The organism is Shewanella metallivivens (assembly GCF_028750675.1).
Classification (GTDB): domain Bacteria; phylum Pseudomonadota; class Gammaproteobacteria; order Enterobacterales; family Shewanellaceae; genus Shewanella; species Shewanella metallivivens.
Genome location: NZ_JAQQPZ010000013.1, coordinates 129,888 through 146,147, shown reverse-complemented (window position 1 = coordinate 146,147; position 16,260 = coordinate 129,888). Strand labels below are relative to the sequence as shown.

12 protein-coding genes are annotated in these 16,260 nt (G+C 44.1%); 7 read left to right on the top strand and 5 right to left on the bottom strand.

The annotated features are described in order from the left end of the window. Nucleotides 1-10: 10 nt before the first annotated feature. The gene (locus PQR79_RS13340; protein WP_238106429.1) at nt 11-1,219 is read right to left on the bottom strand and encodes a potassium/proton antiporter; all 1,209 of its coding nucleotides are present in this window, start codon (nt 1,217-1,219) and stop codon (nt 11-13) included. Between the two features lie 297 nt (nt 1,220-1,516). Between PQR79_RS13340 and PQR79_RS13335 the strand changes: the two genes are divergently transcribed. The 4 genes from PQR79_RS13335 to PQR79_RS13320 all read left to right on the top strand — a co-directional run bounded on the left by PQR79_RS13335 (nt 1,517) and on the right by PQR79_RS13320 (nt 8,931). After that, a complete protein-coding gene (locus PQR79_RS13335) occupies nt 1,517-1,891 on the top strand; it encodes a hypothetical protein (protein WP_238106430.1) in 375 nt (124 codons plus the stop codon). Between the two features lie 275 nt (nt 1,892-2,166). Continuing rightward, complete coding sequence (locus tag PQR79_RS13330) at nt 2,167-4,974, top strand: beta-helix domain-containing protein (protein ID WP_238106431.1); 2,808 nt, start codon at nt 2,167-2,169, stop codon at nt 4,972-4,974. Nucleotides 4,975-5,058: 84 nt separating this feature from the next. Beyond that, nucleotides 5,059-7,743, top strand: coding sequence for a TonB-dependent receptor domain-containing protein (locus PQR79_RS13325; RefSeq protein WP_238106432.1), 2,685 nt, complete (start codon nt 5,059-5,061; stop codon nt 7,741-7,743). Nucleotides 7,744-7,971: 228 nt separating this feature from the next. Next, complete coding sequence (locus PQR79_RS13320) at nt 7,972-8,931, top strand: hypothetical protein (protein ID WP_238106433.1); 960 nt, start codon at nt 7,972-7,974, stop codon at nt 8,929-8,931. 275 nt (nt 8,932-9,206) lie between these two features. Here PQR79_RS13320 and PQR79_RS13315 read toward each other — a convergent pair whose 3' ends face one another. Next, nucleotides 9,207-9,797, bottom strand: coding sequence for a protein tyrosine phosphatase family protein (locus PQR79_RS13315; RefSeq protein ID WP_238106434.1), 591 nt, complete (start codon nt 9,795-9,797; stop codon nt 9,207-9,209). 341 nt (nt 9,798-10,138) lie between these two features. Between PQR79_RS13315 and PQR79_RS13310 the strand changes: the two genes are divergently transcribed. Beyond that, nucleotides 10,139-10,411, top strand: a complete 273-nt coding sequence (locus PQR79_RS13310) for a hypothetical protein (protein WP_238106435.1) — start codon at nt 10,139-10,141, stop codon at nt 10,409-10,411. Between the two features lie 214 nt (nt 10,412-10,625). Further along, nucleotides 10,626-10,925, top strand: coding sequence for a hypothetical protein (locus tag PQR79_RS13305; protein WP_238106436.1), 300 nt, complete (start codon nt 10,626-10,628; stop codon nt 10,923-10,925). A gap of 132 nt (nt 10,926-11,057) precedes the next feature. On the opposite strand, the gene PQR79_RS13300 is transcribed toward PQR79_RS13305, so the two are convergent. Together PQR79_RS13300 and PQR79_RS13295 are read right to left on the bottom strand one after the other, a co-directional pair. After that, nucleotides 11,058-11,492, bottom strand: coding sequence for a dCMP deaminase family protein (locus tag PQR79_RS13300; protein WP_238106437.1), 435 nt, complete (start codon nt 11,490-11,492; stop codon nt 11,058-11,060). A 121-nt stretch (nt 11,493-11,613) separates the two neighbouring features. Then, nucleotides 11,614-12,567: a LysR family transcriptional regulator gene (locus PQR79_RS13295; protein WP_238106438.1), complete on the bottom strand. Its 954-nt coding sequence runs from the start codon at nt 12,565-12,567 to the stop codon at nt 11,614-11,616. Between the two features lie 260 nt (nt 12,568-12,827). Between PQR79_RS13295 and PQR79_RS13290 the strand changes: the two genes are divergently transcribed. After that, the gene (locus PQR79_RS13290) at nt 12,828-13,631 is read left to right on the top strand and encodes a DUF4437 domain-containing protein (RefSeq protein WP_372943770.1); all 804 of its coding nucleotides are present in this window, start codon (nt 12,828-12,830) and stop codon (nt 13,629-13,631) included. A 595-nt stretch (nt 13,632-14,226) separates the two neighbouring features. Here the strand turns inward: PQR79_RS13290 and PQR79_RS13285 are convergent. After that, a complete protein-coding gene (locus tag PQR79_RS13285) occupies nt 14,227-16,161 on the bottom strand; it encodes a B12-binding domain-containing radical SAM protein (RefSeq protein WP_238106439.1) in 1,935 nt (644 codons plus the stop codon). Nucleotides 16,162-16,260: the final 99 nt, after the last annotated feature.

Below are 16,260 nucleotides of genomic sequence, written 5' to 3'. Positions count from 1 at the left end.
TAGTTAATGATTATTGAGGAGGCTTTTTAGGTTTTACATTTAACTTCAATTTATTGGCTAATGGCTCAATGGCTGCACCTTGAACAATGACCGAAATCAGCACAATAAAAAACACCATGTGGATCATTTCTCGTGAGCCTTCAACCCCTGCCGCGGCGGGTATAAGTGCAAATACAATTGGAGTCGCGCCTTTAAGGCCTATCGCAGACACAAATAGGCGTTTACGCCAATTAGCTTGCCTAAAAGGGAGGTAACACAATTGCACTGCAAGCGGTCTGGCGACCACAATCAGTAACACGGCGGGCAAAAGAGATGCAATAAAGACGGGGGCAAGTTGTTGCGGGAAGATTTGTAACCCTAAAATAATAAACATTAACGACTGCGCTAACCACGATATACCATTAAAGAAATGCTTACTGACCTCAGCGCCCTTTTTTAAATAGTTCCCAATGATGACGCCTGCAATGTACACCGCAATTAACTCGTTACCGCCTAAAATTTCAGTGCTGGAAACGGTAATGGCAAATGTGGCCAAGATAAACACCGGGATAAGCCCAAATTCTGGCAGTTTGATATTGTTTAATGCCCAAACTGACAATTTACCCATAATAAGGCCAATTATTGCGCCAACACCAATTTGCTGGCCCAAACTAGAAAATATTGATATGGCGGTAGGGGTACCGTTTGCACTATTGAGAATAAAGTCGGTTAACATAATCACCATGAGTAGGGCGATGGGGTCGTTGGTGGCCGATTCGAACTCTAAAATGGTGCCGGTACCGTGTTTTAACTTAAGCTTTTTAGACTCTAATATGGAAAACACTGCAGCCGCATCAGTTGAGGACACAACCGCTGCAAATAACATGCAAGTAATGAGGTTAAAATCGAGTAAGGTATTTAAAATAAAGCCGAAAATAATCGTGGTAAGGATAACCCCACCGGTCGATAACATGCCGCCTTCTTTCCAAGCAAAGCGAATGTGTTTTAGTGGTGTATTGAGGCCACCTACAAAAACGATGGTGTTTAACGCGACAGTACCAATAGTAGAGGTTAGTTGAAGATCATCGTAAACAAAGCCAAATTCCCCATTACCAAAAGCTAAGCCAACACCCATAAAAATCAGTAATGATGGTAAGCCAAGTGTTTTCGATGGGTGATGGAGTAAAATGCCGATAGCAATAAGGAGAGATATTCCTAAAATAATAATATCTGCAGGCATATTGGCGCTCCTTTGCTACTAAAATGGTACTTTATGGCTACTTTAACACTAAATGGGCCTAAAACTGGTTTTATGAGCATTTATTAATATTTATTTATACTGATTGGGTACATTGCTGCTCAATTTATTGCTTAAAATATCGTTAGGCTGTGACAATACATTATTACTTATTAAAGCGATTGTTTACCCCTTCACTGAGATAGTGGCTGAAACGCTGATATTTATTATTTTTCTAACATTTTTATTACATTGCTTCAGTGGTAAAATAAACTCATTACTGCATGTAGTGAAATCAATATGGCCATATTAATCAGTTTATGGGGCGTGAGTATCTGTTGTTTCGGGCTGTTTATGTTGTTTAAGCCTGAGGCGTTTTCAAGCGCAATTGTCACTTTTAGCCAGCAACGCTACTTTCATTATTTTGAAATCATTTCGCGATTAGTGATTGGCGCAGTGCTGTTATTAGATGCACCTCATACTCGCTATCCATTGGTGTTTGAGTTTATTGGTAATCTTTTGTTTATAGTGGCTATTTTATTAGTTTTTATGACAGAGAAAACCCACAAGAAATTTGCCGTAAAGGCTGCAAAACAAGGTCTTGCGTGGTTTAGGCCCGCAGGTATTGTTGCATTGTTATTTGGTACATGGACCATTTACATAAGCCTTAATTAGCCCTCATTCCTATTGTGATTCACGTGCACCTAAGAGGTGATTTAATGAAGCGTGTTGTTATTAAATTTAGTTTTTCGTTTCTTTTTTAGCGCTACTGTTAAAAATTTATGCCACTTAAGTTGCTCTCCAACCCGCGATAACATTAGGTTTACATCTTACTGTCATTTTGGTGACACGTTACTGTCATTTTGCCGCAGTCTTTTTGTCATTTTTACTCGCTACCTTGTCATCCAGCCGATTTACTCACACGCTTACATCCGTCTTCGGAGATGACAATGGAACTGAAAAATCTTTTTAAACTAACTGCACTTTCTACTGCCCTTGCTGCGACTTTAGGTCTTGCTGGTTGTGGTGGTGATATCAATATCAACACTGGCAATGAAACCACAACACCGACTACACCGACAACGCCAACCGAGAGCGCTCAAGAATTATCATACAGTGGCTTTGCGACAAAAAGCACGACCACAGTTGATGGTAAAGAGGTTTGGGTATTAAAGGGGACATTAACACCTTCTACTGCGGCTTCAACAATCAGCACCGGTGGCCAAGATGGCGACTTAATTGTGTTGGGTGATGACGTTGTATGGCAATTAGATGGCGCAGTGATTGCTGGTGGCGACAATGAAAATTCTGTTGAGCTATCTATTTTACCAGGCACTAAAATTTTAGGTGGCAGCGATTCTTACCTCGTGATTAGCCGTGGTTCAAAAATCATGGCTGAAGGTACCGCCGCTGAGCCAATTGTGTTTACCTCAGTTGAAGCTGGTTTAGGTGAAGAAGGTGAAGCAGGGCAATGGGGCGGTTTAGTGTTACTGGGTAACGCGCCTGTGAATACTTGCCCCGACTTAACAAACTGTGACGCATCATTCGAAGTCGGTAGCTACAGCTACGGCGGCGATGACACAGAAGATAACTCTGGTTCAATCAAATATGTACGTGTTGAGTTTGGTGGTTTTAAAATCAACGACACCCAAGAAATGAACGGTATTAGTTTTGCTGGTGTGGGTGCAGGCACAGAAGTTGACCATATCCAGATCCACTTAAACAATGACGACGGCGTTGAATTTTGGGGCGGTAACGTGTCAATTTCAAATGTAGTACTGACCGAAAACTTTGACGACTCATTAGATTGGACTAACGGTTGGCAAGGTAGCGCACAGCACGTTTATATTCGTTTAGCTGACAACGGTTCAAACCGTGGTATCGAAGCTGACAGTAACAGCGATGCTGCAGCATCACCTATGTCTCAACCTGCGCTGGCTAACTTTACTATCGAGGTTGCCAATGGTACCAACAGCGGCGGTGACGACGCTGAAGGTATTTTGTTCCGCAAAGGCACGGGCGCTTACGCTTATAACATGTTGGTTAAAGGTGATGTGGACTCGGGCGAATGTTTAGAAGTGAACGACGATGCAACGGTTAATAATGCCAATACTGCCGCGTTAACCATGCAAAACAGCTTAATTGATTGTGTCGAGCCATTTAAAGATGCCAAGGTTGATGCCGAAGCAGGTACTAGCTTAGCGCTAGATGTTGAAGCTTGGTATACAGGCCAAGAAGGTAACCTCGTTGGCGCATCTGACCTCGACGGCTACATGCCTAACTCATCATCCGTTGCGTTAACAGGCGGTAAAGCTGACTTAAGCAACCTTGATGCACGTTTAGATGATGCTGAATACATTGGTGCGTTTGATGGTACAAATGACTGGACTACCGGTTGGACTACGGCCATTCATGACGATGTAGATACCACACCAGCGGAATTACCTGTGATGACTTCTTGTCCGGTAGGTACGACCGCATCTGATGCAGTAACGGGTTTATATAAAGATTCATCAGTGACTCTAATCTGTACGCTTGAAGGCAACGTGTTAAGCAACACCACACTCCTTGCTGGTCAAAACGTGATGTATAAATTAGACGGCGGCGCGGTACTTGTTGGTGAAGATAAAGGCACATCAGCAACCTTAGCGATTCAAGCTGGCGTTAAAATGTTTGCTACCTCAAACAGCTATTTAGCCGTAAGCCGTGGCTCTAAAATTATGGCCCAAGGCAGTGCTGACTACCCAATTATTATGACGTCAGAAGAAGATGTAATTGCCGGTGCAGAAGGTGAACGCGGTCAATGGGGCGGGTTAGTTATCCTAGGTAATGGTTTAGTTAACACCTGCTCTGATGCAAATGCGTGTGATGCTTCGTTTGAGGTCGGCGACTTCCCATATGGCGGTAACGACAATGCCGATAACAGCGGCCAAATCAGCTACGTTGTTGTTAAGTATGCAGGCTTTAAAGTTAACGATACGCAAGAAATGAACGGTATCTCGTTTGCCGCAGTGGGCAGTGGTACGCAAGTTGACCACATTCAAGTGCATGCTAATGGCGATGATGGCGTAGAGTTTTGGGGTGGCGCGGTTAACTTAAAATATGTCTACCTAACTGAAAACTTTGACGATTCATTAGACTGGACTAACGGCTGGACCGGTAAAGCACAGTTTGTCTACATCACTCATGAAGATGGCAATGCAAACCGTGGTATCGAAGCCGACAGCAATAGCTCTGGCGCAGCGGCAACACCGGTGTCAGCACCAAAGCTTGCTAACTTCACGATTTTACCGGGTGTTGATTCGCCCAATGCGAGTGGCGACAACGGCGAAGGTATCTTGCTACGTGTTGGTACTGCAGGTGAGCTTTACAACATACTGGTACAAGGCCGTAAAGGTAGCACCGCTGAAACGGAATCTGGCGAATGTTTAGAGCTTGATGGTTCGGTGTCGAGCCTAGTGGATAACGTGAATGACGGTTCGTTAGTGATGACTCATTCGATCATTGATTGTAACGAGCCATTCAAGACATCTGGTACTACCGACATTGATACAGAAACCTGGTTTATGGGTCAAGAAGGTAACTCAACCTCAGTAGTGAGTATTACCGACGGCATGCCTGCAGCAACGGATACAACGCTACTTGGTACAGGTAAAGACTTAAGCACTGATGACAGCTTCTTCGAATCAACCGACTACATTGGTGCATTCGATGGCCAGACTGACTGGCGTCAAGGTTGGGCTTTTGAGCCACAGTAATCCTCTTGATTAAGTAATCAGTGACCTATTAATAGCCGCTCGCAAGGGCGGCTATCTCTGAACCGCATACAGGATAGTATAAGTATGAAAACCAAGCCGAGTTTTACCGTTAATAAATTAAGCCTTGCCATTATCTCTGTGATTTCTGCGGCGACCTTATTAACTGCTACCCCAGTATACTCGCAAGAACCAGAGCCTACTCGTGACCCAGGTGAAGTGATTCCGATTGAGCCAATTGAAGTGATTTCAGTCACAGGGCGTTTACGTAGCTCTGCGTCAGAAGCCACTGAAGAACGTCGCGAACAAATTGCTGTAGCCGATATTATGGGCTCAGAACAAATTTCAAGAACCGGTGACAGTGACGCCGCCGCAGCGCTTCGTCGTGTGACAGGTTTAACCTTAAAAGATGGCAAATTTATTTATGTACGTGGTTTAGGTGAGCGTTATTCTAGTACCTCACTAAACGGCGCCACAGTACCATCGCCCGATCCAACACGTAATGTTGTTCCGCTTGATATGTTTCCAGCATCGATCATCGAGTCTCTGTCGGTGCAAAAGTCAGCGTCAGCGAATTCGCCTGCCGCATTTGGTGGCGGACATGTGGACATTCGTACTAAATCAATCCCGTCAGATTTCTTTTTTAAAGCCTCTGTAGGCGGGCGTTATAATACTAATGACTCAGACGACAGTTACACCTATAACGGTGGTGGTAATGATTGGACCGGTCAAGATGACGGCACCCGCAGCATGCCGAGCAATATTAATGACACGATTAATCAATATGGCGGCATTAGCCCTATTGATATTTTTAGTGGCTCAAATGGTGCGGTAGATTTTGCTGGTGCGCAGAAAATTAACCGCGAATTATCGTTAGACATGTATCGTGACATGACCGTGTTTACTCAAAGCACAGAGCCTGCGGTGCGCGGTGATGTGGCCATTGGTGACCGTTGGGACATTAGCGACGATATCGTATTTGGTGCCTTGTCTGCAGTGTCTTACAAAAGACAAGCTGAAAACTACACTAAGCGCGAAGTTGAGTTAGATGGCGATAGCAGCCAAATTCAGATTGAAAACCAAAAAGATGTTGTGGGTACAGATTCAATTGTACAAGTGTCGGGCATGCTTAACCTCGGGTTAGAGATTGGTTATAACCACAAAATCGAAACCTTCACCACCTATTTGCAAGACACCTCTGATGATGTGTCGTTAGGTATTGAAGAAACCATCGACACCCTAGCCGAGCCAAACGCGCTGCAAGTGTATAATATCGATTATGAAGAACGTACTTTAATCAGTAATCAAATCAAAGGGCATCACTTTATTGAAGACCTTAATGATGCTGAATTTAGCTGGAAGTTCTCTGATGCACGTTCTGAGCGTTATGCGCCTAATGAAGTCTCATACACATACAACGTAGTATTAGATGATAACCAAGACTTGTTGTCTCGTAACCTTAATACCCAAGATGCGCCCAAATACGTTTATAGCCGCTTAAATGACGACACTCAAAACTACGGTTGGGATTTTACTTACCCCATTCATTTAGACGGTGCTGTGGTCAAGCTCACCACAGGTTATGAATACTTTGAACGCACCCGTGAAAGCTTTGCCACACGCTTAGGCTTAGATGTTGATTTAAGCCCTACCGATGTTAACGGTGACCTTTTAGCCGGTGACTTTGATGAGATTTTCTCAGACAGCAACATCAGCAACGACGTGTTAGATCTTGAGCTTAAAGATGCATCTACCGACACTGAAGATTACATCGCCGCCGAAAAAAATGATGCCGCGTTTGTTAGTATGGACATCGACTTTGACGACGTTTGGCGTGTGTATGCCGGTTTGCGTTATGAAGATTTTCGCCGTGTAACATTGCCAATTGACCCAGATGGTGAGATTTCAGATGAAGGCGGCCGTTACGATTTAGCTGATTATGCCATTGCTGAAGATGGCTGGTTCCCTTCATTATCGATCACCTGGAAACAAACCTACACCACACAATGGCGATTTGGTGCAAGTAAAACCATCGTGCGTCCAGACTTGCGTGAAGTGTCGCCAGTGCGTTTCCAAGACCCTGCAACAGGCTTTGACTTTTTTGGTAATCCAGAGCTAAAAAGCTCAGACATTCTTAACCTCGATTTACGTTGGGAATACTACTCAGATGATGGGAATAACTTCAGTGTAGGTGCATTTTACAAAGATGTTGACGCACCCATTGAGCCTATTCAACGTATTTCAGAAGCCGGGCGCCAGCTTAAGTTTTATAACGCGCAGTCGGGTCATATTTACGGTGTTGAAACTGAGTTTTTACAAGAACTTGAGTTTTTAGGCAGTGATGGCAGCATTTGGGAAGACTTCTTTATTGCGGGTAACTTAACCCTAGGTGATTCAGAAATTGATATCGCGGCCAATGGTGAAATCGATCCAACGAACCAAACACGCCGCATGACGGGGCACTCACAATGGGTGGCTAACTTGCAACTCAGTTACGATTCGTCCGACAGTTATCACAGTGCAACATTGGTGTATAACGTGTTTGGTGAGCGCATTGCTTACGGTGGTCGTGGCGGTTTAGATGATGTATATGAAAAGCCATTTCATAGCCTAGACTTTACCTATACTTTCTTCCCAACAACCAGCACCACGGTGAAGTTAAAAGCCAAGAATATCCTAGGTGAAACCACCGAGTACGAGCAGCAAGACTACCAAGTGTATGCCAAAGACCCTGGTACAGAATACACTTTACAGTTTAGCTATGAGTACTAATGCGTTAACGGTAGTAAAGCGTACTGGTTTTTAGTGGTTTTTACTCATCATTTCAATCACTAAAAACGTGCACGGCCACTTTCTTCGGAACAAAGAAAGTGGCCTTTTTTGTTTATTCTAACACCATACTATTAATGATTGCTCGATACGTTTTAGCAATCTTTTGCAATACATATTTGTTAGAATACTGCTACTTTTTGTCAGTCGCAGCCTGAGTCAGTCATTATTATGTTTAACCGCCTTACTGTATGTTTGTATTTAATCTTAGCGTTATCAACCAGTGCCTGCGCGATGCCCACAGGCATGAGCCAAGCGGGTAGCATTACCGCACCGTCAATTGACGAAGCCAGTGGCCTTGCGGTATCACGGATTAATGATCAAATATTGTGGACACATAATGACAGTGGTGACACCGCAAGGATTTTTGCTATCGATACACAGGGGCAGCAGTTAGCTACAGTCAATATTACCGGTGTAAACAATACCGATTGGGAAGACATCGCCTCGTTTGTTTATCAAGGCGAGTCGTATTTATTGATCGCCGATGTGGGTGATAACCAGGCGAAACGATCGCAGTATCAGTTACATTTGATCAAAGAACCCAATTTAAGCCTACTTAATGGCCAAAAAAATCTGTCTGCCAAACCGGTTTGGAGCATGACATTTACATACCCAGATGGCGCTCACGACTGTGAGTCAGTCGCGGTGGACAGTGTAAAGGGTAAAATACTGTTACTGACTAAACGTGATACACCACCCGTATTGTATGAGCTGCCTTTAATCGCACCAACGCTACAAAGTGGATCAAATAAATCATCTGCTCAAATGATTAAGCAGCAAGCCAAAAGATTAGGCGAAATCGCGCCTTTACCTACCGCTGTACTCGATTATGTCAGTATTTATACTTGGGCAGGCTTTGCTGGCAAACCCACCGCGATGGATATCTCGGCAGATGGGTTATCTGCGGTAATATTAACCTACACCCACGCATTTTATTTTACTCAAACCACACAAGGTGAGTGGTTAAGTTTGTTTTCAACCACGCCACAACAAATTGCACTGCCGGCAATAAAACAAGCCGAAGCGGTAGCGTTTAGCCAGGACGGCCAGAGTATTTATATCACCTCAGAGATGATCCCAGCACCTGTGTATAAAATGGATTTGAACAGTGCTGGTACGCAGCAGTAGATAACCTTGTTTGCACTGCTACTTGCTCAATATTGACCTGATATTGACCTGATATTGACCTGATATAGTCTCAGACAAGGGCATAGTTAAGTCTTTATCATCAAGTGCTGAGAGTCCGGTTTTTTAAGCGTCACCGGTAGGGATTTTGCTCCAGCCCGTCATCCTCGAATGTTGTTATCGCGGATCCAGCTCTTACTTTTAAGATATAGAAGATGGCAGTAAAGCTAATGTTCAAATGCATTTAGGCTAAAACGGTGGCTTTATTTACCTTCTGGCTATTGAGTTTGATATTGCTGTGTTGCCTCTTCTATCAACTTTTTCCACTGTGGGTATTCTGCAAAACTTTGTTGTAAATCGCCCCAGGGCGTCAGTGCCTCGGCCATTGACGGCGCGTTATTTTGGCGAGTTTGGTATAAATAATAAAAGGCAGACGCACGGTAATTAGCGGCGCAATGCACTAGCACTGGTGCATCGCCATTTTGCTGCATTAAGCGGTAAAACTGCGCTAGATTTTCTTGGGTTGGGTTTTGCCAATCAACACTAATATTGTGATAGTTCATGCCCAGTTGAGTGACGATTTGCTGCTCACCGGGTAAGGCATTTGGGTTGTCGTTAGGAATGAGGTTTATCACGGTTTTAATCCCTGCTTGAGCTAGTTGTTCAAATTGCTGCTCCGTGGGTAAACCCGAGGTAATCACTTGTGGATTATTAAACTTAACCGCTTTTATATCCCCCAGTTTACTGGTGTCGATATTAGCCGTTCTCTCAGCACCTAACCCCTCTGCACTCAACACTCCCACGCTGAAAAACAAACAACACATTAATATGCTGGCGGACAAGAGGTTAAAACCTTGAGGTGTGTTCATGTGGCTTCCTTGGGTTGGTACATCATCGTGTGTGATGAACTTTAGTGGTATCCAAGTTAACCATATCATTGTTATGTTTGCGGATAAAAGTGACTTGCTTACAGTGACAACTTGAGTAGGCCAAACCTTCCGTTATTTTGGTAATGGTGTAGAGCCATAATTCAGCCCTGTTTTTATGTTATTCGCCATGGCAACTAACGTCGGTAGCTATATGCTGAGTTACATTTTATTGCTTTACAACAACAAGATAGCAACTGTAGGATGACATTAATCAATAAGTTAAACGGTCTGCTTTATTGGGCGAGTTATTTAATAAGCGTTAGGTATAAAAAGGTTTACCCATGGAATTTAGCGATAAAGAACTTGCAGTGATTGCAGGTGCCAAGAAAAAAATTAAGACAGCAATATTGTTCAGGAGTTTACTCGTTATTGTTATGCTGTGTGGGATTGGCTTGATGTTCGCTGGTGTCGTGATAGCTGAAAAAATTGTCTATTTAACAGTTGCTGCTGTTTTTTTTGCTGTGGCGCTTCCTCAATTTGGACCAGGGCCAAAGTACGAAGAATTATTAAAAATTTTAGAAAGCAAAGCTAATACACAACATTCAAAAACATAATCTAAATCTAGAGGGGCCATATAAACTAAATACAATTTATTCGCTCAACTTAAACATAATCCCACTTTTGCAAACTCGGTTTGCTCTTACCAGTGTTGTTTTATCGCTTTACAGCAATAAGATAGCAAATGTAGGATGGCATTAATCAATAAGTTAACGGACTGGCTTTACTGAGTATAGACTTCGGTAAGCTATTAAATTACAAAGGACTTGTATGAAACTCTACCCATTTTCAAACATTAAAACTAATCACTTAGGCTTGTTACTTTTTGCCGCTAGGTTAATTGCTATTTGTGGCTGTTTGGCCATCGTTGTTTCTTTACTTTCTGCTGGTTATGGATTCTTTTTTGGCAAAACAACAGAGCCCATGCAGCTAGAACATGGACTAATGATTTTAGGTGCTGATCATTCACCCGGTTTTTATGCCTTTGCTGGAGTGACCTTTAGCTTTGTTGTTAGTGGCATACTTGCCGCGTTAATTTCAATGGAAAACAAGTTTACTGGCAATAGTTAACCATTAATGACACCCCATTGTGTTTAAGCGTGTTTAAGTGTTGTTAGGCGTGGGCCACAGGTTAATAATGCAACAAGTAAACACCTGGATTCCGGCTCAACTGCATTGCCGGAACGACGTTTAAAAGTAGGGTTATTCTACTTGCATCCAGTCGACTTTAACGCCGGCTTGCTCAAACATATCTTCACTGACTTTAATCTTATCGCCCCAGCGTGACAAAAAATCGTCGTTGGGTTTTGGGCTATGTACGGCGCGCAATCCAGTTTGAATAATTTTGGCAGCGCAGTTAGGGCAGGGGAAGTGAGTCACCCAAATTTCACAACTACTAAGATCGCGTTTGGCATGCAATATGGCATTTTCTTCTGCATGAAGTGTTTTGAGCAGTTTCATTTCGCGGTTATCTGTTTCGGCGCTGTCTGATATTCCGTGAGGATAGCCATTAAAGCCTAAGGATACGATGCGATTGTTTTCGGTGATGACCGCACCGACTCGGGTGGAGGGATCTTTACTCCAAGATGCTACGAGTTCGGCCATTTGTAAAAAACGTATCGCCCATTTTGTCATCATCTTAATGCCGTTCCTATGCGTTATTTATCAATTAACTATTGTTTTAACAATTGCTTTAACTAGGCGCTATTCTCTATGCAGAACAGTGATAAATCAACCTTCAATCTGATGCGTATTACTTTTAGTCATCTGTTGGCCATTCATGTTCAGCTAGGGTTTTATTGTTAATGAGCTCTACTCTCAACGCACTGATTTTTTGTTTTAGCTCATCGCGGATTAAACGGATAGCGGGTGTGATCATTTGCCGGCTTGGTAATACTAACCATAACTCAGTAAGTGGGATTTGGTAGTCTGGCATGACTCGTTGCAGTCGACCGGCCAGCATGTCTTGGGCGACATCAATAGCCGATTTTTTTGCAATTCCCACGCCGTCAACACACCAGCGGCGCACTAGGTCGCCATCGTTACACGCCCGATTGCTAGTCATTTTTATTTTATGCTCTTGATCGCCATGGAGCAGCAGCCAGGTGTCATGGGTGACATTATACAGTTTGTAAAGCAGTGCGTTGTGCACAATAAGTTCGCCAGGGTGAGTTGGTGCGCCGTACTTGGCAAGGTACTGAGGCGATGCACACAAAAAATGTGGGATGTTACATATTTTAAAGCCATAAAAGTTGGACTCGTTTACCGCACCTGCAATCATTGCGCGCAGCGCCACATCAACACCATCGCGGTAAAAATCAACGCGGGTATCACTCACATGGAGACGCAGGGTAACGTCTGGATGGTGTGCTAATAAATCATTGAGTAAGTTGCGCATTAGGTTGCGGCCCATTTCAGACGACATCGCCATACGAACCTCACCATTGATGGATTGGCGTTCGTCGTTAATTGCCTGTTGGCCTTGCTGTAATAAATCCAGCGCCTGCTGGCATAACGGAAGATAGCGCTCCCCCTCAGAAGACAAACGTAATTGCCTCGTGGTGCGAACAAATAACGCGGCGCCAACTTCGTTTTCAATGCGTTTTAACGCAATACTGGCTGCAGATGAGCTGATATCGAGTTGATTCGCAGCGGCCGTGATAGATTGAAGCTCTGCGATTTTTATCACTACCCGTAAATCTGCCATCTTCATACTGCTTCCTCTTAGCTCAAGTGATTTTTACCACTTAAGCTATCACTTGATTTTATTATCCACGTTTTTGCGAAAGTATATTAAAGATTACCCCGTTTATCGAATAAATGTAAAAGACTAAGATGACACTATTACACCGATGTTAATACCGTTGTTTGGCCTAGTGCTGCCATTAAGGTGCCATAAATGCAGGGGTTTTCTCTGTCGACAAAATCAGGCCACGGTATTGTGCTCATTTTAACTAAGATGGAATGTCACTCATGAATAAATTAACGATGACTGCGATTGCAGCTCTTATAGGTGCGATGGCTTTACCCGTGATGGCCAATGATCATAAGGTTATTTCGACCGATAATATTGAGTGGGGCATGCTTAACCCAGCACGCGGAGACGCCAGCCCCAAAGCGGCAGATCTTTGGGGCGACCGCACTAAAGATGTGGCGACCGGAATGCTGGTGAAGTTTCAAAAAGGTTTTTCATCACCGCCTCATATTCATAACATCACTTACCGCGGTATCGTTATTGATGGCTTAATGCATAACGATGATCCAAGCGCTGAAAAAATGTGGTTACCAAGTGGCTCGTTTTGGACTCAACCGGCTGGCGAGAGCCATATTACTGCGGCCAATGGCGACGATAACCTGATATACCTCGAAATCGACAGCGGCCCTTATTTAGTTAAACCAGTAGAGCAAGCATTTGATAATGGTGAGCGTCCGATTAACATGACTGAAAACAACTTGTTTTGGTTAAATGTTAAAGATGCAACCTGGCTGAAAGCGGGCAATGCGCAAATCAGTTATTTATGGGGCAAACCAGACGCCGCCAATGGCAGTTTTGTTAAACTCCCCGCAGGTTTTAAAGGAGCGATTGAAAGCGGTAATGCACTTAAAGCCGTGGTGGTAAAAGGCAGTGCCACCTATCAATGGGGCAATCAACAAGCACTAACAGCATTAACCCCAAGCAGCTTCTTTAGCTCAGACGCGCAGGGCAAGCATGTGATTAATGCTAAAACCGAAGTGGTACTGTATGTCAATTCGACAGGGCCGTTTAGCGTAAAATAGCTTTTTGTTAGTAATGGCATAATCATCACGAATATTGTGGTGATTAGGCTTTTTATTGCTTCGCGGTAGTGGTTTTTAGCTGTAGGCCGCTCTATTTGTGTTTTGTACTTATGACATTTAACCGCATTTAACCGTGCCACCCATTGTTAATTTTTGACCGAGTTTTGTAGTTTCTGCAGATTAAGATAATGCCGAGAAGGTGAATCATGATGATTTGCGAGGCGACCGTCCGCCCCATGGACGGGGCGGCCGAGCTACAAGGACTTTTATTTCAAAAGAAGTGCTGCGTGTCGGTGAGTGGATGTCATGGTTTGCCAATATTACTAAATGTGACTGTTTCAGCTTTTTGACTAAGCGAAGCGCCATGACTTTTTGGGCCGCAGGCCATAAGCACAAAGCTAACACCAAGATCCCCAATAAAAGCACTCGAGGATGACTGCTTAGAGCAGGATTCCTTCCGGTAACGTCCTTGAACCGAGATCTGAGCGTTACCGGAAAGACGGAGTCAGAGTAATGCTACATCAGGGAGCGACGGTAAACTTAAGCGTACCATTGAGGCATTTGTGAATACCTCTAAAGCAGATAGGCTGCCTATTTACTCTTCTTGGCTCAAAATAAAATGGCTAATGGCTTTTGAGATCATGTCTTTTTTCATTGTGGTGCGTGTTACTGGTTGGTCAAACCAAAAGCTCATGGGTTGGTCGAAGCCGATGCCGTGCATGTAGTTGTAAAGTGCTTTGCGCAGGCCTTCGCCGAGCATGTCGTGATCGGTGCCGGTTGGGTCGGTAAAGTTGACATCATTTTCAGCAAAAAATACCTCAGGGCGTGGATCCAGGGTGATGCCAAACTCTTCTGGATTCATACCGATTGGACTGTGGGCGGTGGCAACAAAACGGTGCCAGTAGGCCGACTGGAAACAACCTTGTTGCATCAATTGGCGCACCATTTCTAATGCATCAACGGTTTCTTGCTCGGTTTGTGTCGGGAAGCCATACATCAAATAAGCATGCACCAAAATGCCCGCGTCGCTAAACGCTTTGGTGACCTGGGCGACGCGTTCAACACTGACGCCTTTTTTCATCAATTTTAATAGCCTGTCTGACGCAACCTCTAGGCCGCCACTGACTGCGATGCAGCCTGAATCTGCTAATAACTGACAACGTGCTGGGCTAAAGGTACGCTCAAAACGAATATTGCCCCACCAACTGATCACCACGTTACGTTCAATCAATCGCTTGGCAAAAGCAAATAAGGCTTTGGGGGGTAAGGCTTCATCAACAAAGTGGAAACCGGTTTGCCCGGTTTCGGCAATCAGTGTTTCGATGCGGTCAACCAGAATGTCAGCGCCAGCGGTATCGAAACGGTCGATATAATCTAGGCTAACATCGCAAAAGCTGCATTTGCGCCAGTAACAGCCGTGGGCGATGGTTAATTTGTTCCAGCGGCCGTCACTCCAAATGCGGTGCATTGGGTTGAGCATTTCACATAACGATAGGTACTCGGTTAATGGCAGGCCATCGTAAATTGGTGCGCCAACGTCAGATTGGGGAATGTCGTGTAACTCAGTATTTTGATTAAGATGAACATAAGGTTCACCGTTTTCATCCTCTGCCAAAAAGTAAGTGCGTACTAGCTCATCAATTTCGCGCTTGCCTTCAAAATACTCTAGCAAAGTAATTAATGGGCGTTCACCGTCATCGAGACAAATAAAGTCGACAAATTCGAATACCCGAGGGTCTTTTAATGCCCTAAGCTCGGTATTAACAAAGCCGCCACCCATTACCACAGGTAGCTCAGGATTGATGGCTTTACAGGTTTGCGCGATGCGTAAGGCGCCAAGCATATTACCGGGAAACGGCACCGTTAATGCGACTACGCTTGGCTGGGTTTCTTGTAAATAGTGTTCAACCAACTGCTCTAAAATGTCTGAACTGAAGCTCGGCTCATCCATTAGGGTGTGATAAAGGTCGTCAAACGTTGGATTGGCGGCGGCTAAGCGCTCGCCATAACGGCTAACTTCAAAGTACGGGTCAACCCCTTGAGTGATGACGTTCGACAGATCGTTAATAAATAACGTCGCCAGGTATTTGGCTTTATCTTGCACGCCAAGGTTACCAAAGGCGGCTTGCAGAACGTCGCCAGACACGGCTTCCATTTGCGCGATGGCGTCAAATGCAGGGCCTTCGGGTAAAAACCGCCGGCTGTTAATGCGCATGGCCAGACTTGGATCTTTGCCTTGTAAAAAGCGTATAACAGGTTCAACGGTGAGGTGATAACGGTCAAATTCGGCTAAAAAATTAAAAATAACATCAGGTAATTCGTCGTCTTCAAATTGCTCAAAGTTTTCTTCTACATGTTGACGGATAACCTCCAGTGCAGGTGCGGTCATCATTTCAAGAAATAGCTCAATGGCAGGATCTCGTTGTACCGCTTCATAGCCTCGTGAGCGTAAAAACCCCGTTAAATACGCTGTTGCCGGATATGGCGTATTTAATTGGGTCATTGGAGGGGTCATTAGAAGAACGGTCATAGCCTGCCTTTATCGTAAAGCAATAGAAATAAGGCTGCATTCTACCAGTAAAAATGGCTCAAATCCCTTTAATTAAGGCTTTCATCTTGAACGGTCAGC